This window comes from Nocardia sp. NPDC127579, from assembly GCF_042672005.1.
Taxonomy (GTDB): domain Bacteria; phylum Actinomycetota; class Actinomycetes; order Mycobacteriales; family Mycobacteriaceae; genus Nocardia.
This window is the reverse complement of record NZ_JBHXVZ010000004.1, coordinates 159231-179835: the sequence shown is the minus strand read 5'-3', so window position 1 is coordinate 179835 and position 20605 is coordinate 159231. Positions and strand designations below refer to the sequence as shown.

Sequence of the window (20605 nt, the reverse complement as noted above, 5' to 3'; positions counted from 1 at the left end):
TCAGGCCAGTTTCAGTTCGGCCAGCGCACGCTGGTGATCGGCCTGATGTTTGAGCACCACGCCGAGGGTGGCACGCACGGTGGCATCGTCCATGTCCTGCATGCCCAGCGCCAGCAGTGTGCGGCCCCAGTCGATGGATTCGGCTACCGAGGGCAGCTTCTTCAATTGCATCCCGCGCAATACGTGCACGATCCGGACCAGCTGCGCGGCCACCGCGGCCGACAGCTCCGGTACCCGGCTGGCCAGGATGCGCCGTTCGAGTTCCTCGTCCGGGAAGTCCAGGTGCAGGTAGAGGCAGCGGCGTTTGAGCGCCTCGGACAGCTCGCGGGTGGCGTTGGAGGTGAGCACCACGAACGGTTTGCGGCTCGCGGTGATGGTGCCCAGTTCCGGCACGGTGACCGCGAAATCGCTGAGCACCTCGAGCAGCAGGCCCTCGATCTCGACGTCGGCCTTGTCGGTCTCGTCGATCAGCAGCACGGTCGGGTCGGACCGGCGGATCGCCGTCAGCAGCGGACGCGCGAGCAGGAACTCCTCGGTGAAGACGTCGGCTTTGGTTTCCTCCCAGTCGTTCTCACTGGAGGCCTGGATCCGCAGGATCTGTTTGGCGTGGTTCCACTCGTAGAGCGCCCGCGCCTCGTCGACGCCCTCGTAGCACTGCAACCGCACCAGTTCGGCGCCGGCGGTCTGCGCGACCGCGCGCGCCAGTTCCGTCTTGCCGACACCCGCCGGGCCTTCGATCAGCAGCGGCTTACCCAGCCGGTCCGCGAGGAACACCGAGGTCGCGGTGGCCTTGTCGGCCAGGTAGCCGGTAGCGGCCAGCCGCTCGATCACGTCGTCCACCGAACTGAAGATCGGCTCCTGAACCGCGCCCATGCGATGTCCTTCCTGCGAAACTCACGCCCAACGCTACGGGCTAGACCGGACGGACCTGTCCGTCGCCCCACACGATCCACTTGGTGGAGGTGAGCTCCGGCAGCGCCATCGGACCGCGGGCGTGCAGCTTCTGGGTGGAGATGCCGATCTCGGCGCCGAAGCCGAACTGCTCGCCGTCGGTGAAGGCGGTGGAGGCGTTGACCATGACCGCCGCCGCGTCCACCCGCGCGGTGAACTCGCGCGCCGCGGCCAGATCGGCGGTAACGATGGCCTCGGTGTGGCCGGTGCCCCAGGTGTTGATGTGCTCGACGGCCGCGTCCAGATCGGGGACGACCTTCAGCGCGATATCGAGGGTGAGGTATTCCTCGCCCCAGTCCTTGTCGTCGGCGGGCACCAGGCCGGGCAGGTCGCCGTGCACGGTGACGCCGTGCTTCTCCAGGGCCTCGATCAACTTGGGCACCGCGGTGGTGGCGATGGCGTCGTCGATCAGCACGGTCTCGGCCGCGTTGCAGACGCTGGGCCGACGGGTCTTGGCATTGATCAGGATCTGCTCGGCCATCGCCAGATCGGCGGCGGCGTGCACGTAGACGTGGCAGTTGCCGGTACCGGTCTCGATGGTGGGCACCTGCGCGTCGCGGACCACGGCGTTGATCAGGCCCGCGCCGCCGCGCGGAATCACCACATCGACCAGGCCGCGGGCCTGGATCAGGTGGGTGACGCTGGAGCGGTCGTGGCTGGGCAGCAGTTGCACCGCGTCGGCTGGAATGCCCTGGGCGGTAAGCGCTTCCCGCAGCACCGCGACCAGCGCGGCATTGGAGTGCGCGGCCGAGGACGACCCGCGCAGCAGGGCCGCGTTGCCGGACTTGAGTGCCAGGCCGAACGCGTCGACGGTGACGTTCGGGCGGGCTTCGTAGACCATGCCCACCACGCCGAGCGGTACTCGCGTCTGCCGGATCTCCAGGCCGTTGGGCAGGGTCGATCCGCGCACCACCACACCGACCGGGTCCGGCAGGCCCGCGACCTGACGCAGGCCCGAGGCGATGCCATCGATCCGGGACTCGGTCAGGCGCAGCCGATCGAGCAGGGATTCCTCGGTGCCCGCCGCCTGCGCGACGGCGATGTCCTCCGCGTTGGCCGCGAGTACCGCATCGGCAGCGGCCAGCAGCGCGTCGGCGGCGGCGTGCAGGGCGTCGTTCTTCTGCGCGGTGGTGAGCTGGGCCAGTGCCCGGGACGCGACGCGAGCCTTTCGCGCGGCCTCGTGCACCACCTCGCGGGTATCGATCTCGGTCGTCGTTCCTGCACTCATGGGCTACAGCCTACTGACCACGCCGCCGGGCGATCACGGCTACCGTCGCGGCCATGACGAAGCCGCCGGAGGTCGCCGTACTCGGCAGTATCAATATGGATCTGGTCAGTGTCACCACGCGGCGACCGGAGCCGGGTGAGACGGTGCTGGGCACCGGGTTCAGCCTGGTGCCGGGCGGCAAGGGCGCGAATCAGGCGCTCGCGGCGCGCCGGTCGGGGGCGCGGGTGCGGTTTCTCGGCGCGGTCGGCTCGGATCTGTTCGCGCCGCCGCTGCGGCAGGTGCTCACCGAGGCCGGGGTCGACACGGCGCGGCTGCGGTCGCTGCCGGGGCCGAGCGGGGTGGCCTCGATCGTGGTCGACGCCGACGGGGAGAACACGATCATCGTGACGCCGGGCGCCAACGGCGGGTTCGACGGGCTGGATGCCGACGATCTCGCGTGTGTCGCCGCGGCGGATATCCTGCTGTGCCAGTTGGAGATTCCGGTCGACACGGTGACCGCCGCCGCGCGGCGGGCGCGCGCGGCGGGGACGGTGGTGCTGCTGAATCCCTCGCCCGCGCGAGCACTGCCGGCGGAGCTGTGGCGGGATGTCGATGTGGCCGTGGTGAATTCGGGTGAGGCCCGCAGCCTGGGCGGTGTGCTGGAGTCCGTGCCGCACGTCGTCGTCACCCGGGGCGCGCAGGGCGCCGACTATCGCGGACCGGAGGGTCGATCACATGTGCCGAGCCCACGGGTCGAGGTCGTCGACACCACCGGTGCGGGTGACGCGTTCACCGGCGCGCTGGCCGCGGCCTGGCATCGCGGACCGGAACGCGCGCTGGCGTGGGCCTGCGCCGCGGGCGCGCTGGCGACCACTCGGCTCGGCGCGAGCAGTTCCATTCCGGACGCACGCCGGATCGGCCGCTTGCTGGGCGACACCACCTCGGAAAGCAACCGCTAGGTACGGCCGGTCGAATGCCGTGCCGCACCATTCTTTTCGAGCCGCGACCGGGAAACCTGCCGCCGAGTCCGCGCGAATTCGGCCGAACACCCTCCTTTCCCGCGCACCGGTGGTTCAATCACACGCGATGCTCCATGTTTGCCGCGGCGCACGGCGTCACCGATCGGGGTGGTGATCGGACGACGGCGCCCAGACAGTGAAGGGAGTTCGTCCGTGCTTCCCACCATCGTCGATCGGGTGCAGGGCCGGGTCGACCGTTTCTCCTACGGCAGAGTGGTTGGTGAATGGGGTGGCCGTCATCTCCTGCAAGGCCTGCCACCCGGCCCGGATGCCGTCCTGCTCGACAGCGGCGACTTCCTCGGCCTGGCCGGAGACCAGCGCGTCACCGACGCGATGTGCGCGGCCCTGGCCGCGGGTCCGGCCCGGTTCACCCCCGGCGGCCACGTACCGGCCGAACACCCGCAGGCCATCGTGGAACGTGCGTTAGCTGATCATATGCGGGCACCCGCCGGGATCCTGTGCCAAACCGGCTGGGACGCGAATGTCGGTCTGCTGCAAGCGATTGCCGATCCACGCACCCCCGTCTATGTCGACAGCCTCGCGCACCTGTCACTATGGCACGGCGCGAAAGCCGCCGGGGCGCCGCTACATCCATTCCGGCACAACTTCCCCGGGCACCTGCGCGAGGAGATCCGCACCTACGGTCCGGGTATCATCGCCGTCGATTCGCTCTACAGCACCAATGGATCTCGCGCGCCGCTGGCACAACTCTGCGATGTCGCCGAACAGACCGGCAGCCTGCTCGTCGTCGACGAAACCCGCTCACTCGGCACCGACGGACCCCTCGGCGCGGGCGCGGTGGCAGCCCTCGGGCTCACCGAACGAGTGCCGTTCCGGGTCGCCGGCCTGTCCGGCGCGCTCGGCGGGCGAGCCGGATTCGTGGCGGCCAACGGCGTCGACTTCGTCGACTACTTCCGGATGGAGTCCTTGCCCACCGTCTTCTCCGCCGCCCTCGCGCCGCACGAACTCGCCGGAATCGCCGCCGCGCTGGACGCAGCCCGCACCGACGACTGGCGCCGGGAACGACTCGCCGTGGTCTCCGACCGCATCCGCCAGGCACTCACCGGCCTGGGCTTCGACCTGGAATCCGCTGCGGGGCACATCGTCTCGATCCAGGCCGGTCCCGATCTGCGCGCCCTTGCCATTCGCGACTTCCTCGAGGCGCGCGGGATCTTCGGGTCCGTGCTCTGCCCGCCCGCCACCGCCCGGCATCGCACCGTCGTCCGCTTCTGCCTGCACGCGGCACTCACCGACACCGATGTCGACCGAATCATCCAGGCCTGCCACGACGTTCGCGAAGCCTTCGGCACCGTGCCGCCCGCGCCGGCGCGGACCGCACCCATCCCGAAACAATCCCCCGTCTAGACAGGAGACTTCGCCCCGATGAAGCGCTCGCTGCTCGCCGTCATGCTCGCGGCCGGTCTGCTGCCGATCGCCTGCGCCCGCACCGAGGTCGCCGCACCGGAATACGTGGTCGGCATCGCCTACGACCGGCCCGGACTGTCGGTGCTGGAGAACGGACAGCCGCGCGGGTTCGATGTCGAGGTCGCGCGTTACATCGCGGCGCGGCTCGGAACCGCGCCGGGCGAGATCACCTGGGTGGAAGTACCCGCCGGTCAGCAGGACGAGCTGTTGCGCGGCGGCGCGGTGGATTTCGTCGTCGGATCGTACGCGGGCAACGAAGTCGGTTTCGCCGGACCGTATTTCGTCGCGGGGCAGGATCTGCTCGTGCGCGCCGACGAGACCGGGATCGGACGGCCCGAGGACCTGGGTGAACGGGCGGTGTGCGTGGTCGCCGGTTCCGCGGCCGAGCGGATCATCCGCGATTTCGCCGCGGGCGCGAATCTCACAGCGCGCGTGGAGTATTCGGCATGTGTCGCCGACCTGCTGGCGCGCCGGGTGGACGCGGTGACCGCCGACGACCTCGTGCTCGCGGGCTACGCCGCGCAGGCGCCCGACGCGCTGCGGGTAGTCGGGCATCCGTTCACCCGGGAGCACTACGGCGTCGCCGTCCGCAAGGGCGATACCGATCTGCAAGTCGAGATCACCACCGCGATCCGGGCCATGATCGACGACGGCGCCTGGGAGCGGGCCGCCGCCGCCCACCTCGTCCCCACCGGATACACCCCGCCACCGATATTCACCGCCACCGGCGACCACACGCCGCCCACCGATCCCGACCACCTGGACCCCGCGCTGGTCGACACCGTCGACCAGCTCACCGCGGCCGCCAACACCCGGCAGTGGGAGACCTTCGACTCCATGGTCTGCCCCGAGGCCGCCACCGCCGTCAGCACCTTCGTCCTGCGCTACACCCCGCAGTACGACGACCATCACGGCCCCGAACTGATCGGCGCCGGCTACCAGCACACCACCACCGCCATCACCCAGCAGTCCCCCGACTCCGCCCGCTACCGGGCCCGCGAAACCTTCACCGATATCCCCGCCAAATACCGCCACTACTTCAAACCGCTCGATTACACCGCCACCATGACCCGCCGGGACGGGGCCTGGCAATTGTGCGGTCTCGCCGCCGATTTCGCTACCCCGTGAGCGGCGTTTATTCGAATGCGTGGCCCGCGGGCGATCCTTATCGTTGATCTCGTTGTCCCAACGAAAGGATCGAGACATGTTTCCCGTCGAGCTGCGCGGTACGCGAGCGCAGACGCTCATGTGGGCCCACGAGCACGAGGTCGAACCGGCCGCGCTGCAACAGCTGCGGAATATCGCGCAACTGGAATGGGTGCATGGCGTCCGTGTGATGCCGGACGTGCATCTCGGCAAAGGGGCGACTGTCGGCTCGGTCATCGCCATGCGGGACGCGGTCGCGCCGGCCGCGGTCGGTGTCGATATCGGGTGCGGAATGGAGAGCGTCAAAACCGATCTCACGGCCGCTGATCTGCCTGATGACCTGCGCTCGCTGCGGTCGCGGATCGAAGCGGCGGTACCGGTCGGGTTCCAGTCACATGCGGACCCGGTCGATGTGATCGGGTTGGCGGCCCGGAACTCCGCGAGCCACGGCGAGGTCGCACTGCGCAAGTCCGGGTGGAGTCGATTCTGGAATTCCTTCGGTGCGCTGCATCCGGGGGTGCAGGCCCTTGAAACCCGGGCGCACAAGCAGATGGGTTCGCTAGGCAGCGGTAATCACTTCGGGGAAGTTTGTCTGGATAGCGAAGATCGCGTCTGGATCCTGCTGCATTCCGGGAGCCGGAATATCGGCAAGGAACTCGCCGAGCGCCATATGGCGGTGGCCCGGACATTGCGGCACAACCAGGACCTGCCCGACCGGGATCTGGCCGTATTCCTTGCCGGGACACCGGAGATGGCCGCCTACCGGCGCGACCTGGAATGGGCGCAGGAGTACGCGGCCCGGAATCGCGCGGTCATGCTCGCCCTGATCTGCCAGGCCGTGCGCGACGAATTCGCCGGGCGCGCTGTGCGATTCGACGACCCGATTTCCTGCCACCACAACTATGTGGCCGAGGAGGAGATCGACGGCGTGCCGATGCTGGTCACTCGTAAAGGCGCGGTGCGCGCGGGTGCGGGTGACTTGGCGTTGATTCCCGGATCGATGGGCACCCGCTCGTATGTGGTGCGCGGCAAGGGAAATCCGGCCTCGTTCCAGTCCGCTTCGCACGGTGCGGGGCGGCGGATGAGCCGCAACGCGGCCAAGCGCCAGTTCACGGTCGCCGACCTGATCGCCCAGACCGAGGGTGTGGAATCCCGCAAGGACGCGGGCGTGGTCGACGAGATCCCCGCCGCGTACAAGGACATCGATCAGGTCATCGAGGCACAGCACGATCTGGTGGATGTGGTCGCGACCCTGCGCCAGGTGTTGTGCGTGAAGGGCTGAGCGACAAGCGAACCCGATGGGCGTCGGCCGGGCCGGGCGCGCAGCCATATCAGGTTGCGCGCGGCCAGACGCTCATCAGGTCGACCGCGCAATGAGTTGCGGCAGCGCAACGGGCAAGGCCGCGCCGATCGTTGCGCGTCCAGCGACCACCGGTTCGCCGACTTCGGTTGTGGGGTGTGTGAAGGGCTGCTCCGGTGCGCGGCCACCGCTCGTAGGGTGGAGCGAGTGAGACGAGATCGGCGGCCGCTGGCCGTATTCGACCTGGACAACACGCTGGCCGACACCGCGCATCGGCAGCGGTTCCTGGAACGGTCACCACGGGATTGGGCGCGGTTCTTCGCGGCGGCCCCGAAGGATCCCGTACTGGCCGAGGGGTTGGCTTTGTTGCGAGAGCACGAGCGTGAGTGCGCGATCACGTACCTGACCGGCCGGCCCGAGCGGTGCCGCGCGGATACGGCGCACTGGCTGGCCGTGCACGAGCTGCCCGAAGCGCGAATCCTCATGCGCCGCAGCGGTGATCGCAGGCCAGCGCGTGTGATGAAGCTCGAGGTGCTGCGGCAGCTGGCCCGGCGACGCGAGATCCGGGTGCTGGTCGACGACGACGAACTGGTGTGCCTGGACGCGGAGCGCGCCGGGTTCCGGGTCGTTCGGGCGCGGTGGGCCGCGGCGGCGCCGGCCCTGCGCGACGCGCAGGAGCGGGCGGGGCGGACCTGACGACCATCGCGTGGGCGGCTCGAGTTCGCCTCCCGCGTCAACGGCGCCGGAATGTCGCGGCGGCGCCCGCGCCGACCAACAGGACCCCCGCCAGGAAGATGCAGCCGTTGATGACCCAGGCATGGATGGCCAGCAGGGTTTCGTCGGAGAGCAGGGGGATATCGGTGATGAGCCGATACAGGTCCTCCGGGAACATGAAGTAGATGACGCCCGGTACCACCCCCCAGACCAGGCCCGCGAGGATCGGGCCCGCCGGGGAGTAGGCGGCCAGCCCCGCTACCAGCAGCAGCAGTGCCGCGCCGACCAAGATCTGGATGGTCGAGCCGAGGCGGTCGGCCGTATCGCCGAGGATCACCCACTGTCGGGTGCTGGCCGCGCCGTGCGCGGCGAACCCCATCCCGACCGGCGTGACGACCAGGCAGATCAGTGTCGCCACCAGAAAGCGGGAAAAGCCACCGCTGCTCTGAAATTCCGCGCCCGGCGGCGCCCACCCCGCAGGTGGCTGGTACTTACCCGACATTCCTCGCCTCCCACAGTCTCCGCAATCCCTTGCGCCCCATTGTCACTCCCCACCGACCGATCCGCCCCCTCACTGCCGAAGCCGGACGATCTCACCCCCGGGACCACCCGCAACCACAACTCACTTCACAGCCGCTCCCGCGACTTCGCACTCCCGACTGCACGTGCGCAGCCCCGAAAACCAACGTGATGCCAACGAATGCCCTGTGCAAACTCACCCCACAGGCATCCGCCGGGACATCCACGGTTGCCGACAGCCGCCGAGCACAGGCATCCTCGGCTACGGCCCACGGACGGACGGGGAGGACACCGCCCGTCGCGGTCTCGCCGCGGTGCTGGCGACTGGCGACTGGCGACTGGCGACGCAGTATTGCGGTCGCTGTCAGGCCCCTGAACAGGTCGTAGTTCGCCCGCTCAGTGCCCGGATCCGGGCCTGCGAGGTGCCGCGGTGTCGGTGGCGTGGGGCACGATGGACGCCATGACCACGGCCCGGGACACCTCACCGATCGACCTGCACGCGCCCGATCTGCGGGAGCGGGCGGAATGGCTGCTGCGTGAGCTGGCCGGACCGGACGCGCGGTTGCGCGAGGATCAGTGGACGGCGATCGAGGCGTTGGTGGTGCACCGGCGCCGGGCGCTGGTGGTGCAGCGAACGGGCTGGGGCAAGTCGGCGGTGTACTTCATCGCCGCCAAACTGCTGCGCGGCGCCGGGCGCGGCCCGACGGTGATCGTCTCGCCGCTGCTGGCGCTGATGCGCAACCAGGTGGCGGCCGCCGAACGCGCCGGAGTCGTCGCGGCGACCATCAACTCGGGCAATATGACCGAGTGGGACGAGATCCATCAGCGGGTCGCGGCGGGCGCCATCGATGTGCTGCTGGTCAGCCCGGAACGCTTGAACAATCCCGACTTCCGCGACCAGGTACTGCCGAAACTGGCCGCCGACGCGGGCCTGGTCGTGATCGACGAGGCGCATTGCGTCTCGGACTGGGGCCATGATTTCCGGCCCGACTACCGCCGCATCCGCACGCTCATCGCCGATCTCGGCTCCGAGGTCCCGGTGCTCGCCACCACCGCGACGGCCAACGATCGCGTCGTCACCGACGTCGCCACCCAGATCGGCACCGAGACACTGGTGCTGCGCGGCACCCTGGACCGCGAGTCCCTGCACCTGTCGGTGGTGCGCTTCGACGACGCAGTGGAACGCACCGCCTGGCTCAGCGGCCATCTCGGTGCGCTGAAAGGCTCCGGCATCGTCTACACCCTCACGGTCGCCGCCGCGCACGACCTGGCCGATGTCTTGAACACGCACGGCCACACCGTCGCCGCGTACACCGGCCAGACCGATCCCGCCGAACGCGAGGTGCTCGAGCAGGCGCTGCTGAACAACGAGGTGAAGGCGCTGATCGCGACCTCGGCGCTGGGGATGGGCTTCGACAAACCCGATCTGGGCTTCGTCGTGCACGTGGGTGCGCCCTCCTCCCCCATCGCCTACTACCAGCAGGTCGGCCGTGCGGGCCGAGGTACCGACCGCGCCGAGGTGGTTCTACTGCCCGGCCCTGAGGACACCCGCATCTGGAGCTACTTCGCCTCCGTCGCCTTCCCACGTGAGCACATCGTCCGCGCGGTCCTGGCGGCCTTGGATTTCGAGCGTCCGATGTCGACCGTCGCGCTGGAGCCGCTGGTCGAATTGAATCGGTCCCGCCTGGAAATGGTGTTGAAAGTGCTCGATGTCGACGGCGCGGTGCGGCGGGTGCGCGGCGGCTGGCTGGCCACCGGCCAGCACTGGACCTACGACGCCGAACGCTACGAGCGGCTGGCCGCGGCCCGCGAGGTCGAGCAGCAGGCGATGCTCGACTACCAGTCCACCGGCGGCTGCCGCATGAATTTCCTGCGCCGCCAATTGGACGACCCCGGTTTGGCTGCGCTGGAAGGCAATTCGGCGCCGTGCGGCCGCTGCGACAACTGCACCGGCACCCGGCCCGACACCACGGTCGCCGCCGCCGACCTGGCCGCCACCCGCGCCCGCCTGGACCGCCCGGGTCTGGATCTGGCCCCGCGCAAACAGTGGCCGACCGGTCTGGCGAAACTCGGAGTCCCGCTGTCCGGCAAGATCACCCAGGGCGCCGAGACCGGCCGCGCGCTGGGGCGACTCACCGATCTGGGCTGGGGTCAGCGCCTGCGCGCACTGCTCGACGCCCCGGACGACCCGATTCCCGACAATGTCTTCGACGCCTGCATCGCCGTGCTGCGCGACTGGAACTGGGATACCCGCCCCACCACGGTCATGGCGATGGAGAATCCGGACTTTCCCGTGCTCACCGCCACCCTGGCCGCCCGGCTGGCCGAGGTGGGCCGCCTCCGCGATTTCGGCACGCTTCCGGTTCGGCTCGGTCGTCCGCCGATCTCGGCGGCCAATTCGGCGCATCGTGTGGCCGCCCTGCACGATTCCTGGGAGGTTCCCGATCTCTCGACCGTCGACGGCCCGATCCTGTTGGTGGACGCCATGACCGACACCGGTTGGACGCTGACGCTGGCCGCGCACGCGCTCCGGGCGGCGGGCGCGCCGGCGGTGCTGCCCTTCGCGCTGGCTTCGGTCACCTGATCGCGGATAACAATCCCGCGCTGGGGGTGTCACCAATCGGGCACGACGCGAGAATCCGGTGCCGGGAACGGGAATTGAGAGGGGATGGACCCGAAGAAACTCGATGAATGGATGGCTGCTCGCCTGGATCGGGAGCAGTCGGCGAACTCGGCGGCCAACAGCAGGTGCCCGAATCCGGGCTGCCCGCGGGCGTGGCACGGACTGCCGTTCGGCTCGTGTGACGGATCGTGGGCGCACGAATTCGGCGCGCGTGACGCGGCCTGATTCGCACCGTCCGGTGACCGGCGTGGCGCCCGCGCGCCCGCTATCGTCGGACAGGTGGCGAGTAAGTCCGGCAGTCCCGCGATCGAGCTCGATGTCGGGGATCGCACGGTGCGGATCACCAATCCGGACCGCGTGTACTTCCCCGAGACGGGCGCGACGAAGCTCGACCTGGTGCAGTACTACCTGAGCGTGGGCGACGGCATCGTCAACGCGCTGCGCGATCGTCCCTGCATGCTGCACCGGTTCCCGAAGGGCTTGGCCGGGGCCAAGGTGCACCAGAAGCGCTTGCCCGCGGGCGCGCCGCCGTGGGTGCCGACGGTGCGCGTGTTCTTCCCGCGCTACAGCCGCACCGCCGACGAGTTGTGTGTCAGCGAATTGGCCGATGTCATCTGGGCGGTGCAGATGTCGACGGTGGAGTTCCATCCGTGGAATTCTCGGCGCGCCGATACCGAGCGCCCCGACGAGTGGCGCATCGATCTGGATCCCATGCCGGAGTGCCCGTGGTCGCGGGTGCAGCGGGTGGCGGGGGTGGTGCACGAGGTCCTCGACGACCTGGGTGCGGTCGGCTGGCCGAAAACCTCAGGCGGACATGGGTTGCACGTGTACGTGCGGATCCCGCCCGAGTGGGGTTTCACCGAGGTGCGCCGTGCGGCCCTGGCCTTCGCGCACGAGGTGGAGCGCCGTGCCCCCGACGACGTGACGACCACCTGGTGGCGCAAGGACCGCGATCCGAAGCTGCTGTTCGTCGACTACAACCAGAACGCCCGCGACCACACCATCGCCGCCGCCTACTCGGTGCGCGGCGTGCCGGAGGCGACCGTGTCGACGCCGGTCCGCTGGGACGAGATCCCCGATATCGATCCTCGCGATTTCACCATGCGCACCGTCCCGCCCCGCTACGCGAAGCTCGGTGATCTGCATGCCGGGATCGATGACGCGGTCTTCGACATCACCCCGCTGCTGGCGTGGGCCGACCGGGACCGGATCGTCGCGGATCCGCCCGAGGACCAGCCCTGACCGCCCCCGGGCCGCCGCATTAAGGTGGTGCTGAGCCGTCACAGGGAGGTCCGCGAGGATGAGTGAGACAGTCGTTCCGATCGCCGTCGGCCCGGCCCGGCCCGATCCCACCCTGTTGATCAAGGCCATCGGCGAAGGCGGCGCCACGGTGGCCGATCTCGCCGAGGCCCGCGCCCTGATCTGGGCGGGTGGCCCACAGGAGTTCCCGCAGCGGCTGCCCGCGAGCATCGAGTGGGTGCAGCTGCCCGCGGCCGGTATCGAGGACTGGTTCGAGGCCGGTGTCATCGACCGGTTCCCCGGCGTCCGATTCACCTCCGCCGCAGGCGCTTTCGCGCACAGCGTGGCCGAGCACACGCTCATGCTGCTGCTCGCGGGCGTGCGCTACCTGCCCGAGCAGCTGCGGGCGACGAGCTGGCGGCAGCAGGATTTCTTTCCGCATGTCGGCACCCTGCGCGGCAAGACGGTCACCATTGTCGGCGCGGGCGGTATCGGCCGCGCGCTGATTCCCATGCTGACGCCGCTCGGGGCGCACGTCATCGCGGTCAATCGGTCCGGCACCCCGGTGACCGGGCCCGATATCCCGGAATCGGTGGAGACGGTACCCGCCGATCAGCTCGGCAAGGTCTGGTCGCGCACCGACCACGTGGTGATCGCCGCGCCCGCCACGGCCGCGACCCGGCATCTGCTCGGCGCGGACGAACTGGCCCGGCTCAAGCCGTCGTCCTGGGTCGTCAATGTCGCGCGTGGCAGCCTGATCGACACCGACGCCCTGGTCGCGGCGCTGGCAACGGGCGCCATCGCGGGCGCGGGCCTGGACGTCACCGATCCGGAGCCGCTCCCCGACGACCACCCGCTCTGGACCCTGCCGAACGCCATTGTCACACCGCACGATTCGAACCCACCCCAGCTGCGCCTGGCCGCATTCGCCGACCACGTCGCCGCGAACGTAGCCCGCTTCGTAGCGAACCAGGACCTCCTGGCCCCCATCGATCCCACCCGCGGCTACTAGCAACCAGCGGTCATAACACCCCCCGACCGGTTCAGTCACAACACACCTTGGCCCCTTTACCTCAGGGCGAACCGCCGAGCGCAGCAAGGCCCGAACCCGCCATTGACAAATGGCACATTTGTGGCTGATTCTGAATGTATGACAAGGTCAATGAGGACCTCGGTCCCCGCCATTCCGGCGGCGCCCTCCCTGCGCGCCGCCGTCACGGCCACCGCCGCCGCGCTCACCCTGCGGCCGGTGCACAGCGCCATTCCCATGAACCCGCCTGGTATCTGGTTCGCCCGCACGCTCGTCGCCACCCTGATGGCCGTCGGCGGCCCGCCGCTGCCCGGCACCACCGTCACCAAGGTCCGCGATGGTGCGGTCCGGGGCGACTGGGTGCGCGCGCCGGGGGTCGCGTTCGGGTCCCGGGCCGTGTATTACATACACGGCAGTGGGTATGTGTTGTGCTCGGCGCGCACCCATCGGAGCCTGGCGGCCCGCCTGTCGAAGCAGACCGGCCTGCCGGTCTTCGTCATCGACTACCGGCTGGCGCCGGAGCATCCGTTCCCGGCCGCCGCCGACGACGTCGAAGCGGGCTATCGCTGGCTGCGCAGCCGATACGCGGCCGCCGACCTGGTGCTCGCCGGTGATTCCGCGGGCGGGCACCTCATCGTGGACCTGCTGCTCGAGAACGACCGGCACCGCAGGCCGCAACCGGCCGCGGTCGCCCTGTTCTCGCCGCTGCTCGATCTCACCTTCGGCCTGGCCGCCACGCGGGAGCGCAGTCACCCTGATCCCCTGATCAGCGCCCGCGCCGCTCGCGAGCTGCCGCGGCAGTACACCGCGGGCCTGCCCGACGACGCACCGCGACTGCGCCTGCGCATCCCGAAAGGTACTGCGCTACCGCCGATTCTGGTACAGGCCGGCGGCGCCGAGATGCTCGCCGCCGATGCCCGGGAGCTGCACGCGATGGTGCGCGCGGCCGGCGGCGAGGCGCGGCTCGAACTCTGGCCGGGACAGGTGCACGTCTTCCAGGCGCTGCCCGCGCTGGTGCCCGAAGCGGATCAGGCGCTGGCCCGCGCCGCCGAGTTCCTGTGCGCGGCACAGATTTCCACCGTCGAGAAGGTGAGCTGAATGTTCGGACTGGAGAAACTGATCCCGGTGTCGGTGCGACCGCGCCGCTCCTACGGGGCGCGGGCGGTGGTCACCGGCGCGGGCAGCGGCATCGGCCGCGCCTTCGCCCTCGAGCTGGCCCGCCGCGGCGGCCAGGTGATCTGCGCCGATATCGACGAGGCGCGCGCCGACGAGACGGTTGCCCTGATCGAGCGGGAGTACCGCGGCGCCGCCCACGCCTTCCGCTGCGACGTCGCCCAGCGGGTGGACGTGGAGAATCTGGCCCGGTTCGCAGCCTCGATATTCGGCGGCCCGGCATCGCTGGTGATCAACAACGCCGGGGTCGGCATCGGCGGAAAACATGTGGGCGACATCGGTTTCGAGGATTGGAACTGGGCGCTGGGCATCAACCTGTTCGGCGTGGTGCACGGCTGCGAGGTGTTCACCCCGCAGCTGCGCGCCTCCCGGGAGCGACCGCGCGGCATCATCAATGTCGCCTCGGCCGCCGGGTTCGCCGCCGCGCCGTCGATGGCGGCCTACAACACCGCCAAGGCGGCGGTGATGTCGCTGTCGGAGACCATGGCCGCCGAACTCGGCGGCACCGGCGTCGGCGTGACGGTGCTGTGCCCGACCTTCGTCAAGACCAATGTCGCCCGCGACGGCCGGATCACCGGCGAGGCCACCCGACTGGCCGAAACCCTCATGCGGATCACGGGTTTCACCCCCGATCAGGTTGCCGAGGCCACCCTCGACGCCAACGACCGCGGCCAGCTCTACGTGCTGCCGCAACTGGACGCGCAGGTGGTGTGGCGGCTCAAGCGCTATTTCCCCGCGCAGTACACCTTCGTCCTCGGTCTGCTGGATCGCCTACTGCCGCAGGACGCTTCGCCTTCCCCCGACCGGATCTCGGTCACCGATAGAACAGGAGTCTGACATGGCTGTATCCGATTTCCGGCGTTCACTACGCCCTACATGGTTACGCTCCGCTACCGCCTCCGGGCGCTGAGCTCACACCCGGAGGAAGCTATGGACTTCGACGATATGCTCCGCAAGATCAAGGACCGGCAGTGGGCGCTGGCCGATATCGACTGGGATGCCCCCGGCGCGGAAACGATCTCACCGGAGCTGCACGCCAAACTCGCGCCGTTCATGGCCGATCTGATGTGGATCGAGAATGTGGGCGCGCGCGGTTTCGCCGCCATGGCCAAGAAGGCCCCGACCGAGACATTGCGCGAGATCTACCGCTACTTCCACGCCGAGGAGCAGAAGCACGCCAATGCCGAGCTGGCGCTGATGCGGCGCTGGGGCATGCTCGACGGTGACGAGATCCCGCAGCCGAACATCAACGTCAAGCTGGTGATCGACTTCCTGGACCAGTACGCCGACGACATGTCCCTGTCGTTCCTGGGCACCGTGATCCCGATGCTCGAGGTGGCGCTGGACGGCGCGCTGGTCAAATTCGTCATGGACGAGATCGAGGACCCGGTCTGCCAGGAGGTCTTCAAACGCATCAATGCCGACGAATCTCGGCATCTGGCCGTCGATTTCGCCGTCATGGATGTGCTCGGCCACGCGGAGATGCGCAAGCTGATGATCGAACTGGTCGGCGGCTGGATCAAGCCCACCTTCCTGATCGGCGTGCTCAGCTATGTGCCGCTGCTGAACAAGATGCGCGACAACATCGTCGCGATGGGTGTCGACGAGGACAAGCTGTACGCGGCGTTCAAGCGGTACCGCAATGTCGGTGAGCGCAGCGAATTCGCGCGCCGCCTGCCGATGTATCAGATCGTGAAGATGCACAGCAACTGGGTGATCGACCGGAACCACCCGTATCACCTGCTGGCCGACGCGCTGGTGAAGATCACCGCACGGGTTCCCCGCGCGCTGTTGCGAAAGGACCCGACGTGGTCGCAGGAAATCACCTACGAGCCCGCGGCATGAACACCGTCGACGTCGCGATCATCGGCGCCGGGTTCGCGGGTATCGGCGCGGCGATCCGGTTGCGGCAAAAGGGAATCCACGATTTCACACTGCTCGAGCGGGGCACCCGGATCGGCGGCACCTGGCGCGACAACACCTATCCCGGGGCGGCCTGCGATATTCCGTCGCGGTTGTACTCCTACAGTTTCGCGCCGAATCCGGACTGGTCGCACACCTACTCGGGCAGTCGCGAGATCCTCGGCTACATCGACTCGATGGCCAGCGAATACCGGCTGCACGAGCGAATCCGCTTCGGGCACACCGTGACCGGTATCGAGTTCGACGAACCGGCGGGGCAGTGGACGATCACCGTCGACGGGCGTGAGCCGATCCGGGCCCGCGCGGTCGTGCTGGCGTCGGGGCCGCTGGCCAATGTCAGCTTCCCGGCCATCCGCGGTATCGAGGACTTCCGGGGTCACAAGATCCACAGCGCCCGCTGGGACCACGACTACGACTTCACCGGCAAGCGGGTCGCGGTGGTGGGTACCGGAGCCAGTGCGGTGCAGATCATTCCGGAGCTGGTGCGGACCGCCGCGTCGGTCAAGGTCTTCCAGCGTACGCCCGGCTGGGTGCTGCCGCGGATCAACCGGCGGACCCATCCGCTGCTCAAACAGCTCTACCGGCAGGTGCCGGCGACGGAGTCACTGGCACGGCAGGCCTGGTTCTACGGGCACGAGTCGGTGGCCCTCGGCGTCGTCTGGAATACCCCGCTGACCCGGGTGGTGGAACTGGTCGGCAAGGCCCAGCTGCGCCGGCAGGTCAAGGATCCGTGGCTGCGCCGCCAGCTCACCCCGGATTTCCGGGCGGGCTGCAAGCGGCTGCTGATGACCGACGATTACTACCCGGCGTTGCAGCGCGACAACTGCAAGCTGATCACCTGGCCGATCGCCCGGATCGCCGAGCACGGCATCCGGACCGCCGAGGGCATCGAGCACCAGGCGGATTGCATCGTGTTCGCGACCGGTTTCGACGTGTCCAAGGCCGGCACGCCGATTCCGGTGGTCGGGCGCGAGGGCCGGGTGCTGGGCGAGGAGTGGTCCCGCGGCGCCTACGCGTACAAGAGCGTCACGGTGTCGGGGTATCCGAATCTGTTCTTCACCTTCGGCCCGAATTCCGGCCCCGGCCACAATTCGGCACTGGTGTACATGGAGGCGCAGCTGGACTATCTGTCGGACGCCGTCAAGACCATCCTGGACCGGAACCTGCGCCTGTTCGACGTGCGGCGGGACCGGCAGGACCGCTACAACGCGGCCATCCAGCGGCGGCTCACCGCCACCACCTGGAATTCCGGCTGCCACAGCTGGTATCTGACCGAGGACGGTTTCAACGCCACCATGTACCCGGGTTTCGCGACCCAGTACGTCAACCAGCTGCGCACGCTGAAACTGGACGACTACGAGCTGGCGCCCGCCGTGGGCGCCGCCTCGACGGTGGCCGCGGTGTCGTGAGCCACCGTCGCGGGTCGCCGTGCGCGGCGGCCCAAGACGGGCTCGGCGGGCCGCTAGACTCGGGCGGTCGAGAATCGGGAGCAGGCGCGGGAGGTGTGGGCGATGACGGAATACCGGATCGATGACCTCGCTCGCGCCGCGGGCACCACCACCCGCAATGTGCGCGCCTATCAGGAGCGCGGTCTGCTGCCCCCGCCGATCGGCAAGGACGGCCGGGCCAGCCTCTACGGTGACCTGCACCTCGATCGCCTGCGCCTGATCGATGCCCTGTTGCAGCGCGGTTTCACCACCGCGCACATCGCCGATTTCATCACCAGCTGGGAGACCGGCAAGGACATCACCGAGGTGCTCGGCCTGCAACGCGCCGTCACCGCGCCGTGGGGGACCGACGAGACCTTCGAGGTCTCCCGCGAACTGATCGAGACCATTCTCGGCGCCGAGACCGACGAACTCGTCGAGCGGCTGCGCGAGATGAAACTGGTTCGCCTGGACGGCGATACGGTGATCTTCACCGACACCCAGTTGCTGGCCTCGTTCGCCGAACTGCACGAGTACGGCATCGAGCTGCGCACGCTCATCGAGATCTACGCCAAGGTCGCCGACCGGATCGACGACATCACCCACACCATGATCACCGCCGCCAAACAGCACATCGTGGACGAGCACGGCGCGGGCTGGCTGCCCGATACCAGCACCGAAATCGCCGGCACCACAGCGATGCTCAACAAGATGCGAGAGCTCGCGGTGGCCTCGGTGCACAGCACGCTGGCACGCTCGCTGGATGTGACGCTGCGCCGGGAGCTCGGCGACTACCTGGCCACCGCCGCCGAACGCACCCCGAGCCGCCCCGGCGACGGCGGCTAGCGGCTCTCGTAGCGCAGCGCGGCCGTCACGTATCCGAGCAGCGCCAGCCCGAGACACCAGCACCCGGCCGCGACGACGCCGCCGCCCGCACCGTCGAGTTGCCCGCGCAGGCCCTCGACCACCGCCGTGGCGGGCTGATGGTCGGCGAAGCCGCGCAGCCAGCCCGGCATGGTGCTGGTCGGCACGAAGGCGCTGCTCAGATACGGAATGAACATGATCGCGTAGGTGAATCCCCCGGCCGCCTCGGGACTGCGGGCCAGCAGCCCGAGCGCGACGGCGATCCAGGTGACCGCGACGACGAACAGCACCACGATCGCTGTGGCGGTCAGCCAGCCCGATATACCTGCGCGCGGCCGGAATCCGAGCACCAGGGCCAGGATCAGCACGATCGCCACCGCGGCCAGATTGCGCAGCACCCCCTCCCCCGCGTGCCCGGCCAGCAGCGCCTGCCGGAACATCGGCAGCGTCCGGAACCGTTGCACCGCACCGGAACTCATGTCGGCGGCGACCGCCGTCGCGGTGATCGACGCACCGAAACCGGTGCACAGCAGCATGATCCCCGGCAGCACGTAGTCCAGGTAGGGTCCCTCGACCTCGATCGCCCCACCGAACACGTACACGAACAGCAGCATGATCAGGATCGGCAGCAGCAGCGAGATCACCAGGGTGTCGCGGCTCCGGATGGTGCGGCGGGCGCTGCGCCGCACCATGACCCAGCAGTCGGAAACCGCCGCGGCGCTCACCCGGTAGCGGTCGATTCGACGATGTCGGCGGTGCGCGCCGTGGCGTCGGAGTGCGAATGGAGCTGCGCGGCCAGCATTTTGGCGCGCTGCCTGGTCTCCTCGCCGAGCGCCGTGCGCAGCGCCGAGGCCAGGTGCTCGCGATCGAGCTGCTGGAACGGCAGGTGCGCGCCGACCCCGAGCCGCACCACCTGCCCGCCCCACATGGGCTGGTCGAACGACACCGAGCACACCACCGTCGGCAGCGCGGCCCGCAGGCTCTCGAAGGTGGTGCCGATCCCGCCGTGATGCACGGCCGCCACACACAGCGGGAAGACGATGTCGTGCGCGACCGGGCCGGTGACCTTGATATTCGGCCCGGTCTCGGCGTCGGCGACGGCGAGATCGCTCCAGCCCGCGCTGACCAGGCCACGGCGGCCGACCCGCGCGCACACGTCCTCGACGATCGACAGCACGGCATGGGTGTCCCGGATCGGCATGCTGCCGAACCCGAAGTACACCGGCGGCTCGCCCGCGCCGATCCAGGCGATGAGATCACCGTGATCGGCGGCGAGTTCACCGATCGCCTCCCGGGTGAACCGCTCCAGCGGCAGGAAACCGACCAGCGGGCGGCGGGCATCCCACTCCTGCGCCAGGCCCGGCACCAGCGCCGGATCGTAGATCTGCACCTCCGGCACCGCGCGCCGAGCCAGCATCTCCGCGGGGCTGGTCAGCGATCCGCGCAGGCCGAGCTCGCGGCGCAGCTGATTGAGGTACTTCAGGAAGACCACCCGCCGCAGGTTCTCGGCCAGCAGCCAGGTCGCCCTGTTGACCGCGGCCGGTGGACGCGCGGTCGGCGGCAGCACCCCGGGAAACGGGTAGGCGCCGTTCATCCGCGACGGGAAGCCGTGCAGCGAGACCATCGGCACCTCCATGGCCTCGGCCACCGACGCCGCCCGATCCTCGGTGAGCATGGTGGACACGATCAGATCGGCCCCCACGCACACGTCGATCACCTCACGGTTCATCCGCGCGGCGTATCCGGCCATCTGCTTGCCGACCAGCTGCATGAGCCGGAAGCTGCTGCCCGCGGCGAGCGCGCGCTGCCCCTCGTCCGAGGAGTAGAGCTGCTGCACGTCGGGGCCGCACGGGGCCGCGGGCAGCCCCGCCCGGGTGACGAAGTCGACCAGGTTGGGGGGCGCGCCGACGAAGACATCGTGGCCGCGGCGGCGCAGTTCCAGCCCGAGCGCGACGGCCGGTTGGACGTCGCCCCGGGTGCCGGTCAGCGGGATCGCGATTCTCATGATCGTCCCCGTATCCGTTCGATCTTGTACCGGCTGTGCA

19 protein-coding genes are annotated in these 20605 nt (G+C 69.3%); 14 read left to right on the top strand and 5 right to left on the bottom strand.

Features of this window, described 5'->3' with window-relative positions:
- The gene (locus ACFVMC_RS16100; protein WP_379210901.1) at positions 1–873 is read right to left on the bottom strand and encodes an AAA family ATPase; all 873 of its coding nucleotides are present in this window, start codon (positions 871–873) and stop codon (positions 1–3) included.
- Between the two features lie 40 nt (positions 874–913).
- Positions 914–2179: a glutamate-5-semialdehyde dehydrogenase gene (locus ACFVMC_RS16095; protein ID WP_379210899.1), complete on the bottom strand. Its 1266-nt coding sequence runs from the start codon at positions 2177–2179 to the stop codon at positions 914–916.
- A gap of 53 nt (positions 2180–2232) precedes the next feature.
- On the opposite strand from ACFVMC_RS16095, the gene ACFVMC_RS16090 reads away from it, so the two are divergent.
- From ACFVMC_RS16090 to ACFVMC_RS16070, 5 genes are all read left to right on the top strand, one after another.
- Entirely contained in the window at positions 2233–3117 is an 885-nt protein-coding gene (locus ACFVMC_RS16090; protein ID WP_379210897.1) for a ribokinase, read from the top strand.
- Between the two features lie 213 nt (positions 3118–3330).
- The gene (locus ACFVMC_RS16085) at positions 3331–4542 is read left to right on the top strand and encodes an aminotransferase class I/II-fold pyridoxal phosphate-dependent enzyme (protein WP_379210895.1); all 1212 of its coding nucleotides are present in this window, start codon (positions 3331–3333) and stop codon (positions 4540–4542) included.
- 18 nt (positions 4543–4560) lie between these two features.
- Positions 4561–5730, top strand: a complete 1170-nt coding sequence (locus ACFVMC_RS16080) for a transporter substrate-binding domain-containing protein (RefSeq protein WP_379210893.1) — start codon at positions 4561–4563, stop codon at positions 5728–5730.
- 76 nt (positions 5731–5806) lie between these two features.
- Positions 5807–7030, top strand: coding sequence for an RtcB family protein (locus tag ACFVMC_RS16075; RefSeq protein ID WP_379210891.1), 1224 nt, complete (start codon positions 5807–5809; stop codon positions 7028–7030).
- A 225-nt stretch (positions 7031–7255) separates the two neighbouring features.
- Positions 7256–7744 carry a hypothetical protein gene (locus ACFVMC_RS16070; RefSeq protein ID WP_379210890.1) on the top strand — a complete coding sequence of 163 codons (489 nt, stop codon included), beginning with the start codon at positions 7256–7258 and terminating at the stop codon, positions 7742–7744.
- Between the two features lie 37 nt (positions 7745–7781).
- Here the strand turns inward: ACFVMC_RS16070 and ACFVMC_RS16065 are convergent, their stop codons facing one another.
- Positions 7782–8264, bottom strand: coding sequence for a hypothetical protein (locus tag ACFVMC_RS16065; RefSeq protein WP_379210888.1), 483 nt, complete (start codon positions 8262–8264; stop codon positions 7782–7784).
- Between the two features lie 477 nt (positions 8265–8741).
- Between ACFVMC_RS16065 and ACFVMC_RS16060 the strand changes: the two genes are divergently transcribed.
- The 9 genes from ACFVMC_RS16060 (at position 8742) to ACFVMC_RS16020 (ending at position 18542) form a co-directional block, all read left to right on the top strand.
- The gene (locus ACFVMC_RS16060; RefSeq protein ID WP_379211527.1) at positions 8742–10865 is read left to right on the top strand and encodes a RecQ family ATP-dependent DNA helicase; all 2124 of its coding nucleotides are present in this window, start codon (positions 8742–8744) and stop codon (positions 10863–10865) included.
- 84 nt (positions 10866–10949) lie between these two features.
- Positions 10950–11129, top strand: a complete 180-nt coding sequence (locus ACFVMC_RS16055; RefSeq protein ID WP_379210886.1) for a hypothetical protein — start codon at positions 10950–10952, stop codon at positions 11127–11129.
- A 54-nt stretch (positions 11130–11183) separates the two neighbouring features.
- Positions 11184–12146, top strand: coding sequence for a non-homologous end-joining DNA ligase (ligD, locus tag ACFVMC_RS16050; protein WP_379210884.1), 963 nt, complete (start codon positions 11184–11186; stop codon positions 12144–12146).
- A 58-nt stretch (positions 12147–12204) separates the two neighbouring features.
- Entirely contained in the window at positions 12205–13155 is a 951-nt protein-coding gene (locus ACFVMC_RS16045) for a D-isomer specific 2-hydroxyacid dehydrogenase family protein (RefSeq protein ID WP_379210882.1), read from the top strand.
- A gap of 150 nt (positions 13156–13305) precedes the next feature.
- Entirely contained in the window at positions 13306–14271 is a 966-nt protein-coding gene (locus ACFVMC_RS16040) for an alpha/beta hydrolase (RefSeq protein ID WP_379210880.1), read from the top strand.
- The gene (locus ACFVMC_RS16035) at positions 14272–15183 is read left to right on the top strand and encodes an SDR family NAD(P)-dependent oxidoreductase (protein WP_379210878.1); all 912 of its coding nucleotides are present in this window, start codon (positions 14272–14274) and stop codon (positions 15181–15183) included.
- A gap of 93 nt (positions 15184–15276) precedes the next feature.
- A complete protein-coding gene (locus tag ACFVMC_RS16030) occupies positions 15277–16191 on the top strand; it encodes a ferritin-like domain-containing protein (RefSeq protein WP_379210877.1) in 915 nt (304 codons plus the stop codon).
- The gene (locus ACFVMC_RS16025; RefSeq protein ID WP_379210875.1) at positions 16188–17678 is read left to right on the top strand and encodes a flavin-containing monooxygenase; all 1491 of its coding nucleotides are present in this window, start codon (positions 16188–16190) and stop codon (positions 17676–17678) included. Before ACFVMC_RS16030 ends, ACFVMC_RS16025 begins: the two co-directional genes overlap by 4 nt.
- A gap of 102 nt (positions 17679–17780) precedes the next feature.
- Positions 17781–18542 carry a MerR family transcriptional regulator gene (locus ACFVMC_RS16020; RefSeq protein ID WP_379210873.1) on the top strand — a complete coding sequence of 254 codons (762 nt, stop codon included), beginning with the start codon at positions 17781–17783 and terminating at the stop codon, positions 18540–18542.
- Here ACFVMC_RS16020 and ACFVMC_RS16015 read toward each other — a convergent pair.
- Positions 18539–19285, bottom strand: coding sequence for an ABC transporter permease (locus ACFVMC_RS16015; RefSeq protein ID WP_379210871.1), 747 nt, complete (start codon positions 19283–19285; stop codon positions 18539–18541). The two genes, ACFVMC_RS16020 and ACFVMC_RS16015, sit on opposite strands and share 4 nt — an antisense overlap.
- Positions 19282–20565 carry a glycosyltransferase gene (locus ACFVMC_RS16010; protein ID WP_379210869.1) on the bottom strand — a complete coding sequence of 428 codons (1284 nt, stop codon included), beginning with the start codon at positions 20563–20565 and terminating at the stop codon, positions 19282–19284. The genes ACFVMC_RS16015 and ACFVMC_RS16010 overlap by 4 nt, the downstream gene beginning before the upstream one ends.
- Between the last annotated feature and the right edge of the window lie 40 nt (positions 20566–20605).